Source organism: Streptomyces sp. NPDC054834 (assembly GCF_053611185.1).
The window spans coordinates 17,839-42,012 of sequence record NZ_JBSGZV010000017.1 but is presented as its reverse complement, the minus strand read 5'-3'; the positions used below and the strand labels follow the sequence as shown (position 1 = coordinate 42,012).

Here is a 24,174-nt window from a genome sequence, read left to right as displayed (position 1 = left end):
CTGGCGATCTAGGCTCGCGCCACAACGTCAAACACGACGGCCCTCACCTGGGATGCCGGTCCCGGGCGAGGGCCTGACCAACAAGGAAGGATCAGCTTCCTCATGGCTGACTGCGAGCCTAACGGTCTTGGGTTCATGGACCTCACCGTCCCCGAATACGCGTACATGTTCGGGTTCTTGCAGACGGACGGACATCTACAACGAGGTGACGGCCAGAAAGGCAAGTTGACCGTCGAGATCAACACACGGGACATCAAGCTCTTGCACAAGTTCCAGAAGTTGACGCCCTACTACAGCAGCGTCACCGAGCGCACTCGGACCACGAACTTCGCAGAGACTTCTCATACGGCCGTCTGGAGCCTTTGCTCCCTTGAGGCCAGGACCACACTCAACGAACTCGGCCTGCCCTACGGTCGCAAGTCAAAGACGATCGCTCCCCCGAACAGCCAGTTCTCACACCGCGATTACCTCCGAGGCCTGATTGACGCAGATGGCTCAGTCGGCTTCACCAGCAAGGGCTTCCCGTTCGTCTCCCTGACCACGGCCAGCAGCGCCGTCGCGTCCTGCATGCGCGACTACGGCAGGGACATGACGGGAGCGGAGCGCATCCTCAAACGCAACGCTCGCGACAACATCTACAACGTCCTCTACACGATGGAGGTAGCCCAACTCCTGGTCGCTGACCTGTACTATCCCGGCTGCCTATCCTTGGAACGCAAGCGCTCAGCCGCCGATTCTCTCGCCAACTGGGTACGTCCCACAGGCATGAGGGCCGCGTACACGAAGCGCCGCTGGACCGCACACGAAGACCAGACCCTGCTGAAACTCAACAGTCCGATGGCCGCCGCAGAGGTACTCGGCCGGACCACTCAGAGCTGTAGTCTCCGTCTCTGGCGCCTGCGCACCGGCCAAGTGCCCATGCCCAGCGATCAGTGACCAAGTGAGCGAGGCACCCGGCGTCGACCGGGGGCCTTTCGCGTCAGCCCTTCACGCACACGACCTGCTTCAGCTTGGCCACGACCTCCACCAAGTCCCGCTGCTGGTCGATGACCTGCTCGATCGGCTTGTAGGCGCCGGGGATCTCGTCGACGACGCCGGAGTCCTTGCGGCACTCCACTCCCCGCGTCTGCTCCTCAAGGTCCTTGGTCGAGAAGCGGCGCTTGGCCGCGTTGCGGCTCATGCGCCGACCGGCGCCGTGCGAAGCCGAGTTGAACGCCTTCTCGTTACCGAGCCCTCGCACGATGTACGAACTGGTCCCCATCGAGCCAGGGATGATCCCGTACTCTCCCGAGCCCGCGCGGATCGCACCCTTGCGGGTGACCAGCAGGTCCATACCCTCGTACCGTTCCTCCGCCACGTAATTGTGGTGGCAGGAGATCTCCGGCTCGAAGGTCGGCTTCGCCTTCTTGAACTCCTTGCGGATCACATCCTTGAGAAGCGCCATCATGATCGTGCGGTTGTACTTCGCGTACTCCTGCGCCCAGTACAGGTCGTTCCGGTACGCCGACATCTGCGGAGTGTCCGAGACGAAGACAGCGAGGTCGCGGTCGATCAGGCCCTGATTGTGCGGAAGCTTCTGGGCGATACCGATGTGGTACTCAGCCAGCTCTTTGCCGATATTCCGCGATCCCGAGTGAAGCGTGAGCCAGACCGCATCACCAGAATCGAACAACAGTTCGACATAGTGGTTGCCGGCTCCGAGCGTCCCCATCTGCAAAGCCGCCCGCTCCCGCCGAAACTTCACAGCCTCCGCGACCCCATCGAACCGCCCCCAGAAGTCCTCCCACCCCGAAGTCGCGAGCCCATGGAACCGCCCCGGCTCGACGGGACTGTCATGCATCCCCCGCCCCACCGGAATGGCCTGCTCGATCTTCGACCGCAGCCGCGACAGATCCCCCGGCAGATCGTTCGCCGTGAGCGACGTCTTCACCGCCGACATCCCGCAGCCGATGTCCACCCCGACCGCCGCGGGGCACACGGCACCCCGCATGGCGATGACCGACCCGACCGTCGCGCCCTTGCCGTAGTGGACGTCCGGCATGACCGCCAGGCCCTTGATCCACGGGAGGGTGGCGACGTTGCGGAGCTGTTGCAGGGCCACGTCCTCGACCGTCGCGGGGTCGGTCCACATACGGATCGGGACCTTCGCGCCGGGCATTTCCACGTACGACATGTCTTCCTCATTCCCCCGGGGGTGCAACAAAAGTCTTAAGAAGTGCAAAACGCAAAAGCAGCGCCAAGGTCGGCGAAAAGGGACAGCGGACCGGCGTTCACAGCAGTGCGTGCGATACACATTGTCTCCAGGGGGCGCCCCGCCGCGGCAAGCGAATTACCAGCGGGGACACTGGATGACCCATCGCCCGGGACACCGTCGAGAGGAGCCTGACCGTGCAGCGGAAGGCGTATGTAACCGGCACCGCCGCCCTCCTCGCGGCGCTGCTGGCCGGCTGCACGAGCGGCTCGGGCGACAAGGGCTCGACGGACGACGCGAACCCGGGCGACGCCGGTACGGCGACGGCGGTGGCGCAGCCCGGCAAGTACCGCACGCTCCCCGAGCCCTGTGGCGCGATCGATCACGGCACGCTCGACTCGCTGCTGCCCGGTGTCAAGCAGATCGCCGACCAGGACCAGCGGGACACGGCGTACCAGGGCGAGGCGACGCTCACGTATGACACGGATCGCAAGGTGGGTTGTCGCTGGAAGGTCGATTCCACGGACGCGACCGATCATCTCCTGGTCGATTTCGAGCGGGTGGTGTCGTACGACAACGCGGTGAGCGACGACAGTCAGGCGGAGAAGCTCTTCGGGGAGCGGCAGACCGCGGCCGACCTTCCCGAGCCGCAGGTCTCGGCGTCGGGGTCCGCGCCGGCATCCAAGTCGGGGTCCGACTCCGGGTCTCCTTCCGTTTCCTCGTCCGCCTCGGCCGCCGGCGGGGAGTCGACGTCCACGGTGGCGCCTTCGGCGAGCGCCTCCTCCAGCGCTTCGCCGTCCGATTCGTCCGGTAGTCCCTCCGATGGCTCCTCCGATGGCTCCTCCGATGGTTCCTCGGGTGCCGACTCGGCCGATCTCCAGCCCCGTGTTCTCGACGACCTCGGCGACGAGGCGTTCATCGACGACGAGCTGACGAGCTCCGGTTCGACGGCGGAACAGCGAACGGTGACTGTGGTGTTCCGCACGTCCAACGTGATCGTGACCATCGAGTACGCGGAGCAGCCGACGGCGATCGGTGTCGCCCCGGACAGCAAGGAGATGCAGGACAGGGCCCGTAATCTGGCCGCCCAGCTGGATGACGTGCTCAACGGTTAGGGGTGCCGCGGGGACCCTGGGGGGCCGTACGCAAAGCCCGCGAAGGGAAGCCGCACAGCTCGCTCAACGCGTACCGTGACCCATCGGACCCGATCCGACCGCAGGAAACACGAGCGTCATGAGTGAAGGAACCATGCAGCGAGCAGCCCAGCGAGACGACCAGCGTGCCCAGCGAGTCCAGCTCCTCCCCCGCCTTCTTGTCTGTGCGGCGGCGGTCCCCGTGATGCTGGTGGCGGCCGGCTGTTCGTCGGACTCCGGGTCCGACGAGGGTGCGAAGGGGTCGCAGCAGACCGCCCCGGCCGGTGAGGACGCGGGCAGTGCCTCCGCGAGTGCCTCTCCGACGGTGCAGGCGGCCGCGTACGCGAAGTTGCCGGAGCCGTGTGCGGTGCTGTCGAAGAAGACTCTGGGCGAAATGGTTCCCAAGGGTGCGAAGTCGGGCAAGGAGGGCACGTCGAGTGACACTTCGTCCCGGTCCAGCTGCTCCTGGAGCAGCCTCGACAACAACGGGGTGAAGGGCTCGCAGTTCCGCTGGCTCAACGTCTCGTTGCTCCGCTTCGACTCGGACGCCAACCGCGGTACGGGTGAGAAGCAGGCGCAGGTGTACTACGCGGACCAGGTCAAGGCCGCACAGTCGGTGTCGGGTGCGAAGAACGCCAAGACGGAGCCGGTCGCCGGGACGGGTGACGAGGCGTCGGTCGTGCACTACGACCTGAAGAAGAAGGAAGGCAGCTTCAAGCAGCAGACCGTGGTCGCGCGGGTGGAGAACGTCGTCGTCACCCTCGACTACAACGGTGCGGGTCTGGCGGGTGAGAAGACTCCGGACGCGAGCAGCCTGACGAAGGCGGCGGAGAAGGCGGCCAAGGAGGCGGTGGCCGCGGTACCGAAGGCCAACGGCCAGGGGTCGCGCGGTAGTTCGGACACGGGCTCGGGTGCGGGCTCCGGTGGGGCGAGCTCCTCGCCGTCGAAGTCGGCCTCCAAGTCGGCGTCTCCGTCGTCGTCGGCTTCGGCTTCCAAGAAGGCGTCCGCGAGTGCCTCCCCGTCGAAGTCGTCGGCCTCGAAGGGCTGACCGGCACCACGTTTGCCGTACAGGTGTGCCACCCTATGCGCGCAACAACACGCACTGGGAGGGGAGTAACGAGTGGCCGCGCCACTGCAGCTGACTCGGATGCACCGCATACTCATCGGCGTGGTCGTGACCGGCGCGGTGATCATCGCCGGCATCGGCTTCGCCGGTTCGTACGCGGCCGTCCGTGAGTTGGCAATCAAGAAGGGCTTCGGGAATTTCGCCTACGTCTTCCCGATCGGCATCGACGCGGGCATCTGTGTCCTGCTGGCCCTGGATCTGCTGCTGACGTGGATCCGTATCCCCTTCCCGTTGCTGCGTCAGACGGCCTGGCTGCTGACGGCGGCGACGATCGCCTTCAACGGTGCCGCGGCCTGGCCGGACCCGCTGGGCGTGGGCATGCACGCGGTGATCCCGGTGCTGTTCGTGGTCGCGGTCGAGGCGGCCCGGCACGCGATCGGCCGGATCGCCGACATCACGGCCGACAAGCACATGGAGGGCGTGCGTCTGACGCGCTGGCTGCTCTCCCCGGTACCCACCTTCCTGCTGTGGCGTCGTATGAAGCTGTGGGAGCTGCGCTCCTACGACCAGGTGATCAAGCTGGAGCAGGAACGTCTCGTCTACCAGGCGCGGCTGCGTTCCCGGTTCGGCCGGGCGTGGCGGCGGAAGGCTCCGGTGGAGTCGCTCATGCCGTTGCGGCTGGCGCGGTACGGGGTGCCGCTGGCGGAGACGGCTCCGGAGGGTCTGGCCGCGGCGGGCATCGAGCCGCCCGTGCTGCCCGCGGCACGTGCGGTGGAGGTTTCCGCACCTCCGCGGGCCGTCGAGGCCGCGCCCGCACCCGCGCCCGTACCGCGGCAGGCGCCGCATGCCGAAGAGCGCTACCAGCCTGAACCGGAGGAGGAGCAGAGTCCCTGGTTCAACGTTCCTCAGCAGGTCGAGTACCACGGCGGCTACGACCCCGCGTACGACCCGGCGGAGCAGTACGCCCAGTGGTACGCGGAGCAGCAGGAGGCCGAGCAGTACCAGCAGCAGCAGTTGCAGCGGTTGCAGCAGCAGTTCCAGTACGAGGAGCCTTCTCCGGAGGAGACCGGCAGCTTTCCCATTCCGGTGAGCCCCGGCCGTACCCGTGAGCTCGGCGAGGGCGGCGGTTCGCCGGAGCCGGACGAGGACGCGTACTACCAGGTCTTCAAGCAGTCGATCAACGGCAGCTACCCGACGCCGCGTGAGTTCGGCGAGAACGTCGAGGCCGAGTTCAGCATCGGTCTCGCGCCGGAAGACGCCAAGCGCATGGTCAACCGCTTCACGAACCGCTACAACGCGGAGCTGGAAGAGGACCACATCGCCTAGAACCGGTGGATCCGGCAAGCAGAACAAGCGGGCACGCAGAAGGCGCCCGGTGCTGGAAGGCACCGGGCGCCTTTCGTTCGGTCTTGCTCGCCTTACTCCCCGAGCAGGGCCCGCACCCGCTCCTGGCCCACCGCCAGCAGCAGTGTGGGCAGCCGCGGGCCGGTGTCGCGGCCGACGAGCAGGTGGTAGAGCAGCGCGAAGAACGTCCGCTGGGCGGTCTTGATCTCCGGCGGCAGCTCCTTGGGCGTGGCGTCGGCGGGGAACCCGGCCTGCACCTTGGGTACGCCGTAGACGAGGTGGGTCAGTCCGTCGAGCGACCAGTGGTCGGCGAGCCCGTCGAGCAGCAGCCGGATCGACTGCTGGGAGGGCTCGTCGAGGGACTTCAGCAGCTCGGCGTCGGGTTCGTCGCGGACGATGGTGCGCTGGTCGGCCGGGACGTGGGTGTTGATCCAGGCCTCGGCCTTGTCGTACCGGGGCCGGACCTCGTCCAGGGTGCCGAGCGGGTTGGCGGGGTCGAGCTCGGACAGGATGCGCAGGGCCTGGTCCTGGTGGCCGGCGGTGATGTCGGCGACGGAGGCGAGGGTGCGGTAGGGCAGCGGACGCCGGGTCCTGGGCAGCTCACCGGCGGCGGTGCCCATGGCCCGGGTGTACGCGGCGACGTCGCCCGGCAGGGCGGAACCGTCGGCCACCTTGCCCGCGAGCTTGTCCCACTCGTCGTACAGCCGCTGGATCTCCTGGTCGAAGGCGATCTTGAAGGACTGGTTGGGCCGGCGCCGGGCGTACAGCCAGCGCAGCAGCTGCGGCTCCATGATCTGGAGCGCGTCGGCCGGGGTGGGCACGCCACCGCGCGACGACGACATCTTCGCCATACCGCTGATGCCGACGAAGGCGTACATCGGGCCGATGGGCTGCTTACCGCCGAAGATCCCGACGATCTGCCCGCCGACCTGGAAGGAGGACCCCGGCGAGGAGTGGTCGACACCGCTCGGCTCGAAGATCACACCCTCGTACGCCCACCGCATCGGCCAGTCGACCTTCCAGACCAGCTTGCCGCGGTTGAACTCGCTGAGCCGGACGGTCTCGGCGAAGCCGCACTCGTCGCAGGTGTACGACAGCTCGGTGGTGTCGTCGTCGTACGAGGTGACCGTCGTCAGGTCCTTGCCGCAGTCGCCGCAGTACGGCTTGTACGGGAAGTACCCGGCGGAGCTGCTGCCGTCGTCCTCGGCCGCGGCGCCGGAACCCTCCTCGGCCTCCAGCTCGGCCTCGTCGACGGGCTTCTGCTGCTGCTTCTTGGCGGCGGGCTTGGGCTTGGTGCGGTACTGGGCGAGGATCGCGTCGATGTCGCCGCGGTGCTTCATGGCGTGCAGGATCTGGTCGCGGTACACGCCGGAGGTGTACTGCTCGGTCTGGCTGATCCCGTCGAACTCGACGCCCAGCTCGGCCAGCGACTCGGTCATCGCGGCCTTGAAGTGCTCGGCCCAGTTCGGGTACGCGGAGCCCTCGGGGGCGGGCACGGAGGTCAGCGGCTTGCCGATGTGCTCCTTGTAGGCGTCCTCGTCGACCCCGGGGATGCCCTTGGGCACCTTCCGGTAGCGGTCGTAGTCGTCCCAGGAGATCAGGTGCCGGACCTGGTACCCGCGGCGGCGGATCTCGTCGGCGACCAGGTGCGGGGTCATGACCTCGCGGAGGTTGCCGAGGTGGATCGGGCCCGAGGGGGAGAGGCCGGATGCGACGACCACCACCGGAGCGGTAGCGACTGATGTCGCCGCGCCCGGGGCCCGACGCTCCGACTCCTCGATGACCTCATCCGCGAAACGGGAGACCCAGTCGGTGGTCTCGGTGCTCTGAGCCACGATCGGCACGTCCTTCTTTCTGAACGGGGTGACACCCCATTCTCACAGACCGGCTCGCGCCCGGGAAAACGGCTTTACCCTCCGTGGGATACTGGCTGGGTCTATCCATTCCCACGAGGAGAACGGCACCCATTCCTATGGCCTCGGTCACGTCCCTCAGCGACTCCGTCCAGCAGCAGCTCGCGTCCGCCCTCTCGGCCACCCTGCCGGAGGCCGCCGGCGCGGACCCGCTGCTGCGACGAAGCGACCGGGCCGACTTCCAGGCCAACGGGATCCTGGCGCTCGCCAAGAAGGCCAAGGCGAACCCGCGGGAGCTGGCGACGCAGGTCGTCTCCCACATCGTCACCGGTGACGTGATCAAGGACATCGAGGTCTCCGGGCCCGGCTTCCTGAACGTCACGATCACCGACCAGGCGATCACGCGGAACCTGGCCGCGCGGTACGCGGACGAGTCCGGCCGCCTCGGCGTGCCGCACGCCGCGAACCCGGGCACCACGGTCATCGACTACGCCCAGCCGAACGTGGCGAAGGAGATGCACGTCGGGCACCTGCGGTCGGCGGTGATCGGCGACGCGGTGGTCCAGATCCTGGAGTTCACCGGCGAGACCGTGGTCCGCCGTCACCACATCGGCGACTGGGGCACCCAGTTCGGCATGCTCATCCAGTACCTGGACGAGCACCCGCACGAGCTGGACCACAAGCGGGCCCAGGTCACCGGTGACGAGGCGATGTCGAACCTCGACCGCCTCTACAAGGCGGCGCGGAAGCTGTTCGACTCGGACGAGGAGTTCAAGACGCGGGCCCGCCGCCGGGTCGTGGACCTCCAGGCCGGCGAGCCGCACACCCTCGCCATGTGGCAGAAGTTCGTGGACGAGTCGAAGATCTACTTCTTCTCCGTCTTCGAGAAGCTGGACATGGAGGTCCGGGACCCCGACATCGTCGGCGAGTCCGGGTACAACGACATGCTCGCCGAGACCTGCCGCCTCCTGGAGGAGTCCGGCGTCGCCGTCCGCTCCGAGGGCGCCCTCTGCGTCTTCTTCGAGGACGTCAAGGGCCCGGACGGCAACCCGGTCCCGCTGATCGTGCAGAAGTCCGACGGCGGCTACGGCTACGCGGCGACGGACCTCTCCGCGATCCGCGACCGTGTCTTCAACCTGAAGGCGAACACTCTGCTGTACGTGGTGGACGCGCGGCAGTCCCTGCACTTCAAGATGGTCTTCGAGACCGCGCGCCGGGCGAACTGGCTGGGCGAGGACGTCACGGCGCACCAGCTGGCCTTCGGCACGGTCCTCGGCAAGGACGGCAAGCCGTTCAAGACGCGTGAGGGCGAGACGGTCAAGCTCCAGGACCTCCTCGACGAGGCCGTCGACCGGGCCACGGCGGTCGTCCGGGAAAAGGCCGAGAAGGTGGGCCTGACCGAGCAGGAGATCACCGAGAACGGCCGGTACGTGGGCATCGGCGCCGTGAAGTACGCGGACCTGTCCACCTCGGCGGTCCGGGACTACAAGTTCGACCTGGACCAGATGGTCTCGCTGAACGGCGACACGTCCGTCTACCTCCAGTACGCGTACGCCCGTATCCAGTCGATCCTGCGCAAGGCGGGCGAGGCGAGCCCGGCGGCCCACCCGGAGCTGGCGCTGGCCCCGGCCGAGCGGGCCCTCGGTCTGCACCTGGACCAGTTCGCCGAGACGGTACTGGAGGTCGCGACGGCGTACGAGCCGCACAAGCTGGCCGCGTACCTCTACCAGCTGGCGACGCTGCTCACGTCGTTCTACGACCAGTGCCCGGTCCTGAAGGCCGAGACGCCGGAGCAGGTGGAGAACCGCCTGTTCCTGGTCGACGTGACGGCCCGCACGCTGCACCAGGGCATGGCGCTGCTGGGGATCAGGACGCCTGAGCGTCTGTGATCATCCGCGTCGGCCTTGCCCGTTCAGCTCCTTGATGAGCTTTTCGAGCGCGCCGATGCGGACCACCGCCCAGTGCCGGTCCGTAACGAGTTGGGTAACACGTGCGTCAACCTGCGTGCGGTCGTAGCCCCGCCGCATCAGCTCGAAATGGTAGGACGGGGCGTCCGGGCGCCGGACGCCCCCTTCGTGGCGTGCGACTTCGTCACGCTCGGCCTGGAGGTACGCGGCGGCGATGAGGCCCCGGCCTGGTGTGCCTGGCCACGAGCCGGCGGCCTCTTGCATGACCTGCCGTTCCAGCTCGGCGACGCGGGCGAGTGCGCTGTCCCGATCGGATACGAGCTTGGCGATGCGATCGTCCACTTGATCGCGGTCGTAGCCCCGCCGGACGAGCTCGAAGCCGGGGGACTCGGACCGCACGAAGTCCGGCACCGTGAAGTCGACGGTCTTCATCCGGGGCAGCGGGGTCGCCACTGTCTCGCGGGCCGGCGTCGTCCGTGCGGTCAACGCCTCTACGACCGCGTCGGGGTGCAGCCGCTCGGCCCCGGTCTCCGCCTCCTTGCGCACCCGCTGGGCCTCGGTCTCCGCCACTTCGGTCACCCGCGCGGCCTCGTCGGCAGCTGCCTTGCTGATGGCCGCGGCCTTCTCCGCCGCCTTGTCGAGGGTGTCCTGGGCAAGGCGGTCGAATTCGTCGAACCGCGCCTCGATCTCCGTGTCCGCCTCGTCCAGCAGCCGCTCGGCTTCCGCGCGCGCCCTGCGGAGCACTTCTTCGGCCTCCGCCTCCGCTTCCGCCCGCCGGGCCGCGCTCTGCGCCTCCGTCCTCTGCAACAGCTCCCACGCCTTGCCCAGGATCCGCCCGGCGACGGAGTCGGCGCGCGAGAGCTGGGCGGTCTCCAGGATGGTGCCGCCGGAGAGCGCCACGGACTGCTCCACCAGGAGCGTGCTCAGGGCGTCGTGGACGGCGGCGGCGTCGGCCGGCCGGTCGTCGGGACGTTTGGCGAGCAGGCTCAGGATCAGGTCGTTCAAGGGGTCGGGGAGGCCCTCGACCAGGGTGCTCGGCGCGATCGGGGGGTCGTCCGTCTGCATACGGGCGATGGCCAGGTCGCTGCCGGCGACGAAGGGCGGACGGCCTGTCACCGCGTGGTACAGCAGGCAGCCGAGCGAGTAGAGGTCGGTGCGGTGGTCGATCTCCTGGACGCCTTCGACCTGTTCGGGCGACATGTACCGCGGCGTGCCGAGCCGGTGTCCGGTGGCGGTGAGGTCGTGGGCGCTCAGGGTGTCGCCCACGAACTTGGCGACACCGAAGTCGAGGACCTTCGCCGTCCCCTCGGCTGTGAGCAGGACGTTCGCAGGCTTGATGTCCCGGTGGACCACGCCGCGGCTGTGCGCGGCGTCCAGGGCCTCGGCGATCTGCGCGGCCCAGCCCACGGCGAGCGGCCAGGGTGGGATCCCCTCCTTGAGCCTCTTGGCCATCGCGACGCCCCGCACGAGCTCCATCACGAGGAAGAAGGCCTGACGCCCGCCGAGCAGTGTCTCGCCCCAGTCGTGGACCGTCACGATGTTCCGGTGGGACAGCCGCCCCACCAGCTGGACCTCGCGCCGGAACCTGGCCTGCGTCGCCGCCTCCCGCGTCGGCACCGTGTGGACGAGTTTCACCGCCACGTCACGCCGCATCCGCTCGTCCTGCGCGACCCAGACCTCGCCAAAGGCGCCCGCGCCGAGCCACTCCCCGATCCGGAACCGCTCAGCCAGCACTGTGCCCTGCACCGGCCACCTCCCCCGTCCCCGGATCATCCGGGTGTGTCCTTACGAGTGTCACCGCTTAGTTGGGCGAGTCGCCCGAGCTTCCGAACGACCCACCTGCCAGCTGGCGAAGTCTCCGGGCCTCGTCCTCCAGGCGGCGGGCGACGCCCGCCGTGCCGTCCGCGCCGTTGGCGAGGCCACTGGCGTTCAGTTGTGCGGCCAGGGAGGTGAAGTAATGCGCGGTGGAGAACAGTTGGTCCTCCGCGTCGAGGGGCGGGACGCCGGGCGCGGGGAGGGCGTTGGCGTTGCCCAGGACCCTGTCGATCTCCCGTGTGATCTCGTCCCGGGCGTCCTGCGTGAGGGCCACGGCCCGTCCGACCTGGGCGAGGACGGAATGGCAGGAGCGGCCGACCTCCTGTAGCAGCCGGTCGTCCCGGTTCTGGACGCTGTTGCCCGTCGACACGCTTCCGAAGACGAAGCCGCCCTGGACCAGACGGTCTCCCGCCACGATCGGCTCGTACCGGCGCAGGGCGACCGCCCTCGTGGCACCCAGCGCCGCCCGGAAGCACGGATGGATGTGGAACTCCGTCTCGTGCGGCTGCACCGGAAGGTCGTCCTCCCCGGCGAACACCACGTCGTTGCCGCGCCGCACACCGAGAAAGCCCACCCCGTACAGGACGTCGATGACGCCGGAGAGCGTCAACGCGTCCGCGTACGCCGGGAACAGCCCGTGCAGGGAAGCGGCCGCCGCCTCGAAACGGCCCTGAAGAGCAGCGCGGGAGACGACGTACCCGTCGTTCTGGAACAGCGGGAACAGATGCTTCAGGAAGGGGTGGGCGACCAGGTACTCCAGGGAGAGGTCCTTGAGCTTCCACGCGGAGAACTGACGGGCCGCCTGAAGGACGTCCGCCTCCGTGATCCGGTCCCGGCCGTGGATCAGCCAGGCGGTCTCCTGGCAGAGGTTCAGGAACTGGATGGCGTCGCGCGGCCGGGGCAGACAGCGGCGGAAGAGGTAGGCCGGTGTCTCCTCGTTCTCCACGGTCGGCGGGAAGATCTCCCGCCACAGCTGCTCGGAGGTCAGGACCGGGCCCACGGAGGCCCGCGCCCGGGCCAGGGCCAGGTCCCGCAGCGCGGACTGGGTCCAGACGATCCGCAGCTCGTCCCCGTGGAACTTGTCGCCCTCGCCGAACAACAGGGAGTCGTAGATGTCGGCCCGCAGGAACAACAGGATCCGCACCGACCGCTTGTACAGGCTCGCGGCATGCTTGGCCGCCAGCAGCAGCCCGATCACCATCGAGTTGCTGTCCGTCTCGGCCGACCACACCAGCTCCAGCTGGTCGACCATGAGGAGCACGGGCGGGTGCCCGCCGGCACAGCCGAGTTCGGTGAAGGCCTTCGCCACGCCCTGCTCGACGATGTCCAACTGCCGTGTTGCGTGGTCCCCTTCCGACGGCGCCTGCGCGAGGTCCAGCCCCGCCTTGACGCCGAACGCCTCCAGCGACAGTGAGGTCTGCAGCCCCCTGGCGCTGCGCGCCAGGCGGGCCCCCAACCGGTCCCCCGCCAGCTCCCCGTTCTGCTTCAGGAACTTGGCGAGCGCCGTCACCGAGTCGGACCTGCGGCCGTGCGCGTCTTTGGCGTGCGCCACCAGGTGGCGGGCCGCGTGTACGGCGAACACGTACCGCCACATCAACGCCCTCGCCGAGTCGCCCGGCAGTCCCTGCAACTCGAACCGCCGGATCTCCTCGCCCGCGGTCTCGTCCGGGGTGACCAGGACCTTCCCGGCGTGGTCGCCGCCGTCCGCCATCAGCTGCATGCAGATGGCGCTCTTGCCGGCGCCCTTGCGGCCGATGATCAGCATCTTCCGTCCGTCCACCGCGGCGCGGTACGCGGCATTGGGCAGGAACCCGCCGCGTAACAGCAGCCCGTCGGTCACGTCCCGCTCGGCGTCCTCGCGCCCGAAGTGCAGGTGCGCGAGAAGCGGCCCGTCGGCCATCCCGTCCCCCTAGATGTCGCCCGGCAGCCGTGATCCGCAGTACGGATCCCGCTGGTCGACACCGTATCGGCAAGACCGGGTCCCGCTCAGCCGTCTTGCACTCCCGAAAGACGCTCGAACTCGCACCAGACCACCTTGCCGAACTCCCGTTCCCGCATGCCCCACTTGTCGGACAGCGCGGCGACGAGCAGCAGTCCCCGCCCGCCCTCGTCGGCCCGGTCGGCGATGCGCGGGAAGCCGGGGCCGCTGTCGTGAACCTCCACGTGCAGTAGGCAGCCGTCGTAGCGCAGGAGCACCCGGAACTGCCGCCCTGGCGGCACCCCGTGCAGCAACGCGTTCGTCGATAGTTCGCTCATGCACAGCAGCACGTCGTCAGTGCGGCGGTAGTCGGCGAGCCGCCAGCCGGCCAGCGTCTCGTACGTGAACCGCCTGGCAGCGGGCACGGATCGGCGCTCGCGACGGAAGAGCCTCTCGCGGAAGACAGGGAGTTGGATCGTCTCGTTCACGAGACGAGCGTTGCGGAGAGTCACTACCGTACATCAGTGAGTGAAGTCGTACGGGGATTCCGTACGGGTCGTGTACGGGAGTCGGAACAGATGAGCTCCAGGAAGTTGCCGCGTCAGAAGAACCTCTCGACCATGCGCATGCTGGGCGCCCAGCTCCAGACGGTCCGCAAGGCCGCGGGCTACACCCAACGCTCCCTCGGCGAGGCGGTCCTGGCCGACGAGGAGACGATCGCGTCGATCGAGCAGGGCAGACGGCCCCTGTTGATCGACCTGGCCCGAACGCTGGACGAACTCCTCGATACGAGAGGGATGTTGGCGACGGGGGTGGCGAACATGCCGGAGATCGACCAGTTCCCCCTGTTCGCCGAGCAGTACATGCTGCACGAGCGCGAGGCCATCGCCCTGTCGTGGTACGACGCGCTGGTCGTCCCCGGCCTGCTCCAGACCGAGGCGTACGCACGCGCCTTGCTGCGCGGCCGCGTTCCGCCGTACGACGAGGACGAACTGGAGACGAAGATCGCGGCACGCGTCAGCCGGCAGGAGATCCTGCACCGCAAGGTCCCGCCCACACTGAGCTTCGTCGTCTGGGAACCGGTGCTGCTCATGCCCACCGGGGGCCGCGAGACGCACCTCGCGCAGTTGCGGCATCTGCGGGTGTACTCAGACCTTCCGGGTCTGGCTCTCCAGTTCCTGCCGCTGAACCGTACGTCGCATGCCGGAGACGCGGGGCCGTTCATCCTCCTGGAAACACCCGACCACCAGCACCTCGCCTACACGGAGTCTCAACGTGGCAGCCAGTGGGTCTCCGACCCTGACGAGGTGTCCATCCTGTCGCGCAAGTATGCGATGCTGCGGACGCAGGCCCTCACCGTTGAGGACTCCAGGAGCCTGCTGGACCGTCTCCTAGGAGAGAAATGAGCACCGCACGACAGTGGTTCAAGTCGACCTACAGCAGTAGCGAAGGCGGCGCCTGCCTCGAAGTCGCCGCCTCCCCTCACACCATCCACATCCGCGACTCCAAGAACCCGGAAGACGGCCCCACCCTCCGGATCAAGCCGGAGGCCTGGAAGGCGTTCACCGCCACCAGGTGACCGGCCTCTGTCAGTGGCTGCCCCTACAGTCGGCGGCATGGCGACTCTTCCCAACCCGCTGCCCAAGATGGCGTCCGATCCGAGCGGACGTTCCCTGGGCCTCCAACTCCCGCCCGGGAGGCTCATCGACGCGACGATCGACGGGCCATGGCCGGAGCCACTGCTGTGGCACGCCGACAAGCAGGCGGGGCCCGGCACCTGGGCGGCGCTCGGTGTGCCCGCCGGCCGGGCGGGACTGCTGCCCGTGCTCGTCGAGGCGGGCGGCTCCCCGGGCGGGCCCGAGCGGTGGCAGCTGGGCCCCGACTACGCCTCGTACCCCGGGGACCACGATGCCGAGGAGGTGCTCGCGGAGTACTGGGAGGACGACGGGGCGGAGGAGGACGCGGAGTACGGGCCCGACGAGGAACTCGGCGAGCTGCGGGCCCCGTTCGGACCCGTCTGGCCCGGCCTCGCGCCGGCGGGTTCACTGACCGTCGAACCCGGCACCTGCGCGGCCCGGCTCGCCGACTCGCTGACCGACGGCTCCGACGCCTGGTTCAAGGATCCGCGGCTCGCCCTCGTCCCGGCCCGGCGGTCCGCCGACATTCCCGCCGCGATCGGCTGGTCCGGGCCGGTGAACCACGACAACGACGTGGCGCGTCTCTGCGCGGTCCTCCGTTCCTGGGAGGACCGCTTCGGCATACGTGTCGTCGGCCTCGGCTTCGACACCCTGGCCGTCTCCGTGGCCGCCCCGCCCACCACCCTCGCCTGCGCGGAGGCAGTGGCCGCGGAGCACTTCGCGTTCTGCCCTGACAACGTCACGCAGAGCGGAGTGGGCACGCTGGGCGCCTACGCCAAGGAGCTGGTCGGCGAGTCCGTCTGGCACTTCTGGTGGGACTGACCCGGCCCGGCCGGCCTCACCCGAGGAGGGTCATCCCTGCCGGGGCGGTGATGCCGAACTCCTCGTCGAGCAGACGGCGCGCCTCGGCCTCGTCCGTCACCTCCTGCTCCGTGACCGTGCCGTCGGCGCGCGTCTCGGTCAGGAGGCGGCCGCTCAGGAGCAGATGGCTGTCGGCGGTGACGCGCTGCACGTAGAGGCGCTGGGTGAAGGGGGAGCGCGGGTTCGTGCCGATGTGCCAGTTGATGACCTCGAAGTCGGGCTTCTCGAAGGGCTCCAGGGTGAACGCGTACTGCCCGGCCCAGGCCCCTTCCCCGGACGTGCCGCTCTTCGCTTCGTAGGCCTGGAGCACCCACATCTCCAGCGGGCCGTCGTGCGGCACGTGGACGAGGCGGTGACGGCGCCCCGCGTCGTGGAACTCGACGCCCGCGACCAGCGGCACGGGTTCCAGCAACGCGCCGATCGCCCCGAAGCCGACGTCCGCCAGATACGGCTGCGGATCGTCCGGCGCCTCGACCAGCAGGGCCATGTGGGTGCGCGGGCGGCTCGCGATGTCCTCCGCGCCCACGACGACGCGCGCCGTCAGCCGGGTCACGCGGTATCCCAGCGCCTCCAGAGCGAGGGAGAGAAGCGTGTTGTGCTCATAGCAGTACCCGCCGCGGCGGCTGCGCAGAAGCTTGGCCGCTAGGTCGGCAGGCTCCAGGGACGGGGCCGTACGGCGCAAGGCGTCCAGGTTCTCGAACGGAATGCCCCGCATGTGCGCCAGATGCACCCCCCGCAACGTCTCCGCGTCGGGCCGCTGCTCCCCCTCCCAACCGATCCGCCGGAGGTACGCGTCGAGTTCGAATCCCACATCGGATCCCACTGTGTCGGCCATGCCCTCACAGTAGGCCCGTTCTAGATCCGCAATCCCTTCGCCAGCCTGCGCAGCCCCTCCGCGATCTCCTCGGGTGTCTGCGTCACGAAGCAGAGGCGGAGGGTCGAGTGGTCGGGTTCGCCGGTGTGGAAGGGGGCGCCGGGGACGTAGGCCACGTCGTGCCGTACGACGTCGGGGAGCAGGGCCGTGGTGTCGTACGGCTCCGGGAGGCGGGCCCAGAGGAACATGCCGCCCTCGGGACGGTTCCACGTCGAGCCCTGCGGCAGCGCTGTGGACAGGCCCGCGAGCATGGCGTCGCGGCGGTCGCGGTACGCCCCGGCGACCCGGGTGACATGGGCGTCCAGGTCGTTGTCGGCCAGGTAGCGCGCCGCGGCGAGCTGGTTGACCGTCGGTGTGTGCAGGTCGGTCGCCTGCTTGGCGATCGCGCAGGCCCGGCGCAGCTCGGCGGGCGCCCGCAGCCAGCCGAGGCGCAGGCCGGGTGCCATGACCTTGGAGAAGCTGCCGAGCAGGACCGTACGGTCCGCGCCGCCGGGGTACGAGGCGATCCACGGCACGCGCTCGCCCTCGAAGCGGAGTTCGCCGTACGGGTCGTCCTCGATGATCCACAGGCCGCGCCGTGCGGCGATGTCCGCGACCGCCGCCCTGCGTGCGGCCGGCATGGTGCGGCCGGTGGGGTTCTGGAAGGTGGGGACGGTGTAGAGCAGCTTGGGGCGTTCGCGTGCCACCAGCTCCTCCAGGGCGTCGGGGTCTACACCGTCGGCGTCCGAGGGGACGGGCAGGATCCTCGCGCCCGCGAAGCCGAAGACCTGAAGTGCCGCGAGGTAGCAGGGGTTCTCGACGAGGATGGTGTCGCCGGGCTCGACGAGGGCGGTGGTGAGCAGGGACAGCGCCTGCTGGGAGCCGGTGGTGACGAGGATGTCGTCGGGGTCCGTGGGCAGGCCGCGCGCGGTCGTACGCTCTGCGAGCGCGGTCCGCAACGCGGGCTCGCCTTCCGTGGTCGAGTACTGGAGGGCGCGGGCCGGCAGTTCGGTGAGCACCGCGCGGTACGCCTCCGCTATCCCCTCCGTGTCGAACAGCTCCGGTGCCGGCAGCCCACCCGCGAAGTTGATGACCTCGGGGCGGGCGGTGACGGCGAGGATGTTCCGTACGGGAGAGCCGCCGATCGAGCGGGCCCGGGCCGCGAGCGGCGGCATGGGGGCGGAGGTGGGCACGGGCTCGGCGACCGTCATGGCACGGCTCCTTCGGCTGCGGTGACGTCTCGTGCCCGCAGCCTAAGGATGTACGTGCCGTCTACAAGCAGGTTTCCGGGATGCGGACGCGGTGGCGGACGCGGCGGCGGACGCGGTGGCCCGTTCAGGCCTTCTCGCCGACGGCCGCGTACACATTGATGTCGGCGTCCGTGACGTCGCTGATGTCGGCGTACCGGACCTTCTCGATGTCGTCGAGGGTCGCCAGGTGGCCTGCCTCCGGCTGCTCCGGGACGGGAGCGGTGCCGTCGGGGCGCCAGCGGTGGGCCGGGACGACACCCGGGTCGGCGAGCTCCAGGCCGGTGTCCGCGAAGAAGCGCTCGACCTCCCCCCTGGAACGCAGCACGAAGGTGAACCCGCGCTCGGTGTACGTCCGCTGGACCGCGCGGATGTTCTCGGGGTTCAGGTCCTCGGTGAGGTGGCTGACGACCAGTCGGCTGCCGACGGGCAGCGCCTCGAGGAGTTCGCGCACGACCGGGTACGCCTCCTCGTCCTCGACGAAGTGCAGGATCGCCACCAGACACAGCGCGACCGGCCGGCCGAAGTCCAGTGTTCTCGCGGCTTGTTCGATGATGTGCGCGGGGTTGTCCGCTGGGCTGTCTGGTGGACGTTGTCCGCGGTGGGCAGGCCGGTGCCGATGTCGAGGAACTGGCGGATGCCGTCCTGGGCGGCCAGCGTGGTCACCGCGCGACGCAGGAAGTCGCGGTTGTGCCGTACGTCGAGGTAGCCGCGGGGGTTGGCCGCGAGGGCGGCGGCGGCCGCGGCACGGTCCACCGGGTGGTTGTCCGTGCCGCCGAGGAACACGTCGTAGACCCGGGCCGGGTGCGCCTTGGTGGTGTCGATCATCGTGAGACCCTAGCCCCGGGCGGGAGTTGTTGGTCCTCGAAAGCGCGAACCGGCGCGTTCAGCCGCCGGAGACCCGCTCCCAGCCGTCGCCCCCGAGCGGATAGGCGTAGTAGGCCTGCTGGGAGCCGCTGGTGCGGAATGGCTTTCCGTGGTCGTCGACGCGTACGGTGCCGTGCCGGCTGCCGCTGGACCAGTCCAGCTCCAGGTACCAGCTGACGTCGTGCCCGGTGGTGTGCCCGCTGACGTAGAAGACCTCGGGGTCGGACTCGCTCACCTTGAACGGGAAGTTCCGCTGCCCCGCGACCGGGTGGACGAGCGGATTGCCCAAGTCGAGTGAGACGTCGAAGGACTTGGTGCTCACGTTGCCGCCGCAGCCATCGCCCATCTCGTACTTGTTCCAGGTCAGCGGCGCGTCGCTGCGCACCTCACGGACGTGCAGCGCCTGAAGGACGACGGTCTCGGCGCCGGTGCCCTGCACGGTGAGCGCGACCATCTGGTGGTCGGCGGCGACCGCACCGAGCGCCGTGACCCAGCCGGCCGCGTCCTGCTGGGCGGGCGGCGGCGGTACGTTCCCGGGGCTGCGGTTCACCAGGAAGCTCTGGTCGCAGGGCCCGTCCCAGGTGTACGGGGTGACGGCCACCGTGACCGACACCGCGCCCGAGCCGGTCCTGTCCGCACCGCCGGAGGAGTCGCCGGCCGAGTCTGCCGCCCGGTGGCTGCCGGAGGGCGTGGCGCTCGGCGTGGCGGTGTGGCTCCCGGACGCGGACGCCGACGGCGAGGGGCTCCTCGGGGTGGCGGACCGGGCGGCGGACGAGGCGGTCGCGGGGGAGGTGACGTTCGCGGCGGCACCCCGGGTGCCGTGGGACCCGTCCGCGTGCCCCGGGACCAGGCCCACCACGAGCGCGACGGCTGCCGCGGCGGCGACTCCGGTACCGGCCAGCAGCGCGGCGGGCCGGCGCCGGGGCGTCCCGGCCACCGGGGTCGGTTCCGCTTCCGCCGACGATTCGAGCGGCTGCGGCTGCGGGACCTCGGGCTCCGTTTCCGCCCCGGCTTCAGCCTCCGCCTCTGGCTCCGTCTCTGGCTCCGCCGCCGTCCTGGCTTCCGTCTTCACGCCCCGCAACGCGTCCGCGCGGATCCAGCGGCGATGCAGTTCGAGCAGCTCCTCCGGAGTCGCCCGGCAGACGCGGGCCAGCCGCTCGACGGGGGCGTAGTCGGCGGGTACGACGTCACCGCTGACGTAGCGGTGCAGCGTGGACGCGCTCATGTGCAGCCGCTTGCCCAGCGTTCCGTAACTGAGCCCGGACCGCTCCTTCAGCTCCCGCAGCAGCCCCGCGAAGTCGTCCCCCGACACCGTCTCTCCCTCCCCGCGTCCCGGAACCGTGTCCCAGGCCTACATCGTTCCCCCAGCTCAGACCAGTTTTCGGCATCCCATGGTTCCGTGTTCCCCGCAGCCGATGGCGACTGGGACGGGTTCTCCCCCAAGCTGCTGGTCAGCCAAGCACGCCGCTCCCGGCATCCGGTCGAGCGGCATTCCCATGCACATCCGAAAGGGTCCACCCATGTCCGCACGCACCACCCGCACCCGCCTGTTCGCCGCCGCCACGGTGGCGCTCGCCGCGTTCACACTGACGGCCTGTGACGGCGGAACGGGCCCGCGCGCCGAGGGCTCGTCCCCGTCCACGACGGCCACCGGCGGCCAGGGCGGGAAGTCTTCCGATTCCGGCTCCAGCGGCTCCGGCTCCAACGGCTCGGGCTCCAGCGGCTCGGGCACCGCGAGCGGTACCACCGGGTCCGGCGGATCCAGCGGCTCGAGCAGCTCCTCCGGTTCCAACGGCTCCTCCAACTCCTCCGGAACGAGCGGCGGCAAGGGCTCGTCGGCTTCGTCGACCGGCCAGGGCGGCTCCGGAGCCCCCGGCAAGTGCACCGCCGCCACCACCCGGACCACCGCGACCGAGGTGACCCGGCCGCTCAACCACCTCCTGCTGACCGTCACCAACACCGGTTCGAAGGCGTGCGTGCTGCCCCCGTACCCGAAGGCCCGGTTCGGTGAAGCGCAGTCGGTGCCGCCGGTGGCGAAGGAGACGCAGCCGCAGGCGGTGACGGTGCTGGCGCCGGGCGAGTCGGGTTACGCGGGTGTCCTGCTGTCGGCCGGCGACGGAAGCGCCGAGGGCGGCGGCACCGTGCACAGCCTGACGGTCCCGTTCGACGACGGCTCGACCGCCACCGTGGCACTGCCCGCCAAGGGCGTCTACGTCGACAACAGCCTGACGGTGACGTACTGGCTGCCCAGCATGGACAACGCCCTCGACTACTGACCGCGCAGATTCCGCGCGACCTCGGTCGCCCAGTAGGTGAGGATGTTCCGCGCGCCGGCCCGCTTGATGCCGGTCAGCGTCTCCAGGATCGCCCGGTCGCGGTCGATCCAGCCCTTCTCGGCGGCGGCCTCGATCATCGAGTACTCGCCGGAGATCTGGTAGGCGGCGACGGGCACGTCCACGGCGTCCGCGACGCGGGCGAGGATGTCGAGGTAGGGGCCGGCGGGCTTGACCATCACCATGTCGGCGCCCTCCTCAAGGTCCAGCTCCAGCTCCCGCAGGGACTCGCGCCAGTTGGCGGGGTCCTGCTGGTAGGTCTTGCGGTCGCCCTTGAGGGAGGAGGCGACGGCCTCGCGGAAGGGGCCGTAGAAGGCGGAGGAGTACTTGGCGGTGTAGGCGAGGATGGCGACGTCCTCGCGGCCGATCTGGTCGAGGGCGTCACGGATGACGCCGATCTGACCGTCCATCATGCCGCTCGGGCCGACCACGTGGGCGCCCGCGTCGGCCTGCACCTGGGCCATCTCGGCGTAGCGCTCGAGGGTGGCGTCGTTGTCGACGCGGCCCTGCGCGTCCAGTACCCCGCAGTGGCCGTGGTCGGTCGTCTCGTCGAGGCACAGGTCGGACATCACCAGCAGGTCGTCGCCGACCTCGGCGCGGACATCGCGGATGGCGACCTGGAGGATGCCGTCCGGGTCGGTACCTGGCGTGCCCACGGCGTCCTTCTTGCCCTCCTCGGGCACCCCGAACAGCATGATCCCGGAGATCCCGGCCGCCACAGCCTCCGCCGCCGCCTTCTTCAGGCTGTCACGGCTGTGCTGTACGACACCGGGCATGGCGGCGATCGGCACGGGCTCGCTCACGTCCTCCCGGACGAACGCCGGGAGGATGAAGTCGGCGGGGTGCAGCCGCGTCTCGGCGACCATCCGCCGCATGACGGGCGACGTCCGCAGCCGCCGGGGACGCGTACCAGGGAAGGATCCGTACTTCGTCATGCCCTCTACGCTACGCCCGCCCGGCCCCCGCCTTTGCCGACGCCCTGTCGGCCCAAGAGGGGCGTAGCGGAACCCCGATACGAAGTTTTTGCGCGCTCCTGGCCGTCCCTGGAATCGCCCGACTCCTCATCGTTCTACGCGCGTGGTGTCATGCCCGCGCCACCCCCCACTCAAGGCATTCCTCAGGCACCCCCCAGGCATCCCCTAGGCACCCCCAGGAGTCACGCATGCTGTGGAAGGTCCTCGGCCGCGCGGGCGTCGCGCTCGCCGCCGGCGCCACCGTCGTCGCCACCGCCCTCCCCGCGAACGCCGCGAGCTACTCCGCGTTCGCCTTCTCCCAGAGCGGCAGCCAGCCCACCATCTACGACTTCATCAACTCGGCCACCAGTACGCTCGACATGACCATGTACGAGCTGGAGGACACCACCGCCGTCAACGACCTCATAGCCCTGAAGAACAAGGGCGTCACGGTCCGCGTCGTCCTCGACCGCCAGCACCAGAGCGCCAACGGCACGGCGTACACGTCGCTGACGAACGCGGGCATAGGCGTGGTCTGGTCCTCCTCCGCCTACGTCTACACCCACCAGAAGACGATCACGGTCGACGGCACCAAGTCCCTGATCCTGACCGGGAACCTCACCTCCCAGTACTACACGACCGGCCGCGACTACGGCGTCTTCGACGACGACACCCGTGACGTCGCCTCCATCGAGAAGGTCTTCAACGCGGACTACGCCGGCACCTCGATCACCCCCACCGACGGCGACCACCTCCTGTGGTCCCCGACCGACTCCCGCAGCCGCCTGGTGTCCTTCATCAACGCGGCCACCAAAACCCTCGACGTCGAGGAACTGGAACTCAGCGACAGCACGGTCGTCAACGCCATCGTGGCCCGCGCCAAGGCAGGCGTTGCGGTACGAGTGGTCCTGGAGAGCCCCTCCAGCTACTCCAGCGAGGTCTCGGCCATCAAGGCGGCGGGCGGCACCGTCGTCGGCTACTCCGACCCGAACGGCTTCTACATCCACGCCAAGGCCATGGTCGCCGACTACGGCCTGTCCACCCAGGAGGTGGAGGCGGGCTCGGTGAACATCAGCAGCAACTCGCTGGGCAACAACCGCGAGCTGGGCGTCATCCTCACTGGCACAGGCGTGGCCCAACCGGTGACCACCACCGTCGAAACGACGTTCAACAGCGACTACGCGGGCGGCACCGCGGCGTGATCACCGGCCGGCGGGTGCCCGCTGCACCCGCCGGTCCTGATATCGCACACGAGTCGCCTGGTGAAACAGGCCGCGGACACCGGCTGACAGCGCCCACACCAGAAGGGGAAACGCCGCTACCCGCTCCATGCCTCCCATCCCGAGTCCGAGATAACCGTGGGAGAGAAAGAGCCCGAAGGCCGTCATCGCCGTTACCCCCAGCAGACTGGTCGCCCAGCGCAGCGGCCCCGGCACATCGTCCGCCAGGCCGACTCCCGCCAGCACAAGGCCGATGTTGCCCATGGCCATGATGAGCAGCGCACCCAGGACATGCTGGTTCTCGTGGACGTCCGCAGGCGCCAGCCCGGCCATCACGAATCCCACGCCGGCGCAGACCAGCAGGCACCGGGAAACGATCGCGGTCACGCCTCGGCGCCACAGAGCCCCGGCGAAGACGACGCCGACCACGACGAGCGTTCCAAGAGCGATGAACGAGGCGTTCATCAGGCCGTGTTCGGGCGAGCAGATGTAGCGGGGCTCAGGTTCCGACTGCATGGCGCAGTGAGCATTGCCCAAGTCGCTGATGTTGTTCCGCGCCCAGCTGTACGGCCTGGTCCAGGCCGACTGGACGATCACCTGGGTCACAAAGAACTGCGCCACACCCGCGGCCCACGCGATGTATCCGATCCGAGCCTTCAACTGTCCACCTTCTCTCGCACGGTTCACGTGCGAACAGCGGATCATGACCGGCCGGCCTCAGACACTCCGGCAAGCCCCCGGCCACGAGGTGAGGCAGACCCTACGTGCAGCCACCACTCAGAGGTCGAGCAGCTACAGCACGGACGAAGGCCCCGACTGCGTCGAGGTGGCAACCATCCCCGCCCACATCCTCGTCCGCGACTCCAAGACCCCCGACGGCGCCCGCCTCGCCGTCACCTCCACCGCCTGGGCGACCTTCCTGCCGTACGCCTCAGGCCGCTGACGGACCACCGCACGGCGCCGTCCCCTCCGGACG

The 24,174-nt window shown here is 69.4% G+C and carries 21 protein-coding genes and 1 pseudogene; 11 read left to right on the top strand and 11 right to left on the bottom strand.

Annotated elements, in window-relative coordinates; genetic code table 11:
- Positions 1-102: 102 nt before the first annotated feature.
- Positions 103-936 carry an LAGLIDADG family homing endonuclease gene (locus ACWGJM_RS23090; protein ID WP_453413566.1) on the top strand — a complete coding sequence of 278 codons (834 nt, stop codon included), beginning with the start codon at positions 103-105 and terminating at the stop codon, positions 934-936.
- Between the two features lie 43 nt (positions 937-979).
- Here the strand turns inward: ACWGJM_RS23090 and ACWGJM_RS23085 are convergent, their stop codons facing one another.
- Positions 980-2,173 (bottom strand): RtcB family protein, encoded by a 1,194-nt coding sequence (locus ACWGJM_RS23085; protein WP_453413708.1) that lies wholly within the window; start codon positions 2,171-2,173, stop codon positions 980-982.
- 215 nt (positions 2,174-2,388) lie between these two features.
- On the opposite strand from ACWGJM_RS23085, the gene ACWGJM_RS23080 reads away from it, so the two are divergent.
- The 3 genes from ACWGJM_RS23080 to ACWGJM_RS23070 all read left to right on the top strand — a co-directional run bounded on the left by ACWGJM_RS23080 (position 2,389) and on the right by ACWGJM_RS23070 (position 5,716).
- Positions 2,389-3,306: a DUF3558 domain-containing protein gene (locus ACWGJM_RS23080; protein ID WP_453413565.1), complete on the top strand. Its 918-nt coding sequence runs from the start codon at positions 2,389-2,391 to the stop codon at positions 3,304-3,306.
- Positions 3,307-3,424: 118 nt separating this feature from the next.
- Positions 3,425-4,372: a DUF3558 family protein gene (locus ACWGJM_RS23075; RefSeq protein ID WP_453413564.1), complete on the top strand. Its 948-nt coding sequence runs from the start codon at positions 3,425-3,427 to the stop codon at positions 4,370-4,372.
- A 99-nt stretch (positions 4,373-4,471) separates the two neighbouring features.
- Entirely contained in the window at positions 4,472-5,716 is a 1,245-nt protein-coding gene (locus ACWGJM_RS23070) for a DUF2637 domain-containing protein (RefSeq protein WP_453413563.1), read from the top strand.
- A gap of 92 nt (positions 5,717-5,808) precedes the next feature.
- Here the strand turns inward: ACWGJM_RS23070 and lysS are convergent, their stop codons facing one another.
- The gene (gene lysS, locus ACWGJM_RS23065; RefSeq protein ID WP_453413562.1) at positions 5,809-7,578 is read right to left on the bottom strand and encodes a lysine--tRNA ligase; all 1,770 of its coding nucleotides are present in this window, start codon (positions 7,576-7,578) and stop codon (positions 5,809-5,811) included.
- 128 nt (positions 7,579-7,706) lie between these two features.
- Between lysS and argS the strand changes: the two genes are divergently transcribed.
- Positions 7,707-9,476 carry an arginine--tRNA ligase gene (gene argS, locus ACWGJM_RS23060; RefSeq protein WP_453413561.1) on the top strand — a complete coding sequence of 590 codons (1,770 nt, stop codon included), beginning with the start codon at positions 7,707-7,709 and terminating at the stop codon, positions 9,474-9,476.
- Here the strand turns inward: argS and ACWGJM_RS23055 are convergent, their stop codons facing one another.
- The 3 genes from ACWGJM_RS23055 to ACWGJM_RS23045 form a co-directional block, all read right to left on the bottom strand.
- Positions 9,477-11,240, bottom strand: coding sequence for a protein kinase domain-containing protein (locus ACWGJM_RS23055; protein WP_453413560.1), 1,764 nt, complete (start codon positions 11,238-11,240; stop codon positions 9,477-9,479).
- A 55-nt stretch (positions 11,241-11,295) separates the two neighbouring features.
- Entirely contained in the window at positions 11,296-13,209 is a 1,914-nt protein-coding gene (locus ACWGJM_RS23050; RefSeq protein ID WP_453413559.1) for a P-loop ATPase, Sll1717 family, read from the bottom strand.
- Positions 13,210-13,295: 86 nt separating this feature from the next.
- On the bottom strand, positions 13,296-13,715 hold the full coding sequence (locus ACWGJM_RS23045; RefSeq protein ID WP_453413558.1) for an ATP-binding protein: 420 nt from the start codon (positions 13,713-13,715) through the stop codon (positions 13,296-13,298).
- Positions 13,716-13,805: 90 nt separating this feature from the next.
- Here ACWGJM_RS23045 and ACWGJM_RS23040 point away from each other — a divergent pair, with 90 nt between their 5' ends.
- The 3 genes from ACWGJM_RS23040 to ACWGJM_RS23030 are packed head-to-tail and all read left to right on the top strand — an operon-like array spanning position 13,806 to position 15,686.
- Positions 13,806-14,633 (top strand): helix-turn-helix domain-containing protein, encoded by an 828-nt coding sequence (locus ACWGJM_RS23040; protein WP_453413557.1) that lies wholly within the window; start codon positions 13,806-13,808, stop codon positions 14,631-14,633.
- The gene (locus tag ACWGJM_RS23035) at positions 14,630-14,806 is read left to right on the top strand and encodes a DUF397 domain-containing protein (protein ID WP_453413556.1); all 177 of its coding nucleotides are present in this window, start codon (positions 14,630-14,632) and stop codon (positions 14,804-14,806) included. The genes ACWGJM_RS23040 and ACWGJM_RS23035 overlap by 4 nt, the downstream gene beginning before the upstream one ends.
- A 37-nt stretch (positions 14,807-14,843) precedes the next feature.
- A complete protein-coding gene (locus ACWGJM_RS23030) occupies positions 14,844-15,686 on the top strand; it encodes a DUF4253 domain-containing protein (protein WP_453413555.1) in 843 nt (280 codons plus the stop codon).
- Positions 15,687-15,702: 16 nt separating this feature from the next.
- Here the strand turns inward: ACWGJM_RS23030 and ACWGJM_RS23025 are convergent, their stop codons facing one another.
- From ACWGJM_RS23025 to ACWGJM_RS23010, 4 genes and pseudogenes are all read right to left on the bottom strand, one after another.
- Positions 15,703-16,560, bottom strand: a complete 858-nt coding sequence (locus tag ACWGJM_RS23025) for an arylamine N-acetyltransferase family protein (RefSeq protein ID WP_453413554.1) — start codon at positions 16,558-16,560, stop codon at positions 15,703-15,705.
- Positions 16,561-16,580: 20 nt separating this feature from the next.
- Positions 16,581-17,789, bottom strand: a complete 1,209-nt coding sequence (locus ACWGJM_RS23020; protein ID WP_453413553.1) for an aminotransferase-like domain-containing protein — start codon at positions 17,787-17,789, stop codon at positions 16,581-16,583.
- 124 nt (positions 17,790-17,913) lie between these two features.
- Positions 17,914-18,653 (bottom strand): annotated as a pseudogene (locus tag ACWGJM_RS23015) (SAM-dependent methyltransferase).
- A gap of 58 nt (positions 18,654-18,711) precedes the next feature.
- Positions 18,712-20,004: a helix-turn-helix domain-containing protein gene (locus ACWGJM_RS23010; protein WP_453413552.1), complete on the bottom strand. Its 1,293-nt coding sequence runs from the start codon at positions 20,002-20,004 to the stop codon at positions 18,712-18,714.
- A gap of 208 nt (positions 20,005-20,212) precedes the next feature.
- Between ACWGJM_RS23010 and ACWGJM_RS23005 the strand changes: the two genes are divergently transcribed.
- Complete coding sequence (locus ACWGJM_RS23005; protein WP_453413551.1) at positions 20,213-20,968, top strand: DUF4232 domain-containing protein; 756 nt, start codon at positions 20,213-20,215, stop codon at positions 20,966-20,968.
- Here the strand turns inward: ACWGJM_RS23005 and hemB are convergent.
- A complete protein-coding gene (hemB, locus tag ACWGJM_RS23000; protein WP_453413550.1) occupies positions 20,962-21,960 on the bottom strand; it encodes a porphobilinogen synthase in 999 nt (332 codons plus the stop codon). The genes ACWGJM_RS23005 and hemB overlap by 7 nt on opposite strands.
- 227 nt (positions 21,961-22,187) lie before the next feature.
- Here hemB and ACWGJM_RS22995 point away from each other — a divergent pair, with 227 nt between their 5' ends.
- Positions 22,188-23,180 carry a phospholipase D-like domain-containing protein gene (locus ACWGJM_RS22995; RefSeq protein WP_453413549.1) on the top strand — a complete coding sequence of 331 codons (993 nt, stop codon included), beginning with the start codon at positions 22,188-22,190 and terminating at the stop codon, positions 23,178-23,180.
- Here the strand turns inward: ACWGJM_RS22995 and ACWGJM_RS22990 are convergent, their stop codons facing one another.
- A complete protein-coding gene (locus tag ACWGJM_RS22990; protein ID WP_453413548.1) occupies positions 23,181-23,858 on the bottom strand; it encodes a DUF998 domain-containing protein in 678 nt (225 codons plus the stop codon).
- On the opposite strand from ACWGJM_RS22990, the gene ACWGJM_RS22985 reads away from it, so the two are divergent.
- Complete coding sequence (locus tag ACWGJM_RS22985) at positions 23,743-24,141, top strand: DUF397 domain-containing protein (RefSeq protein ID WP_453413547.1); 399 nt, start codon at positions 23,743-23,745, stop codon at positions 24,139-24,141. The genes ACWGJM_RS22990 and ACWGJM_RS22985 overlap by 116 nt on opposite strands.
- The last annotated feature ends 33 nt before the right edge of the window (positions 24,142-24,174 follow it).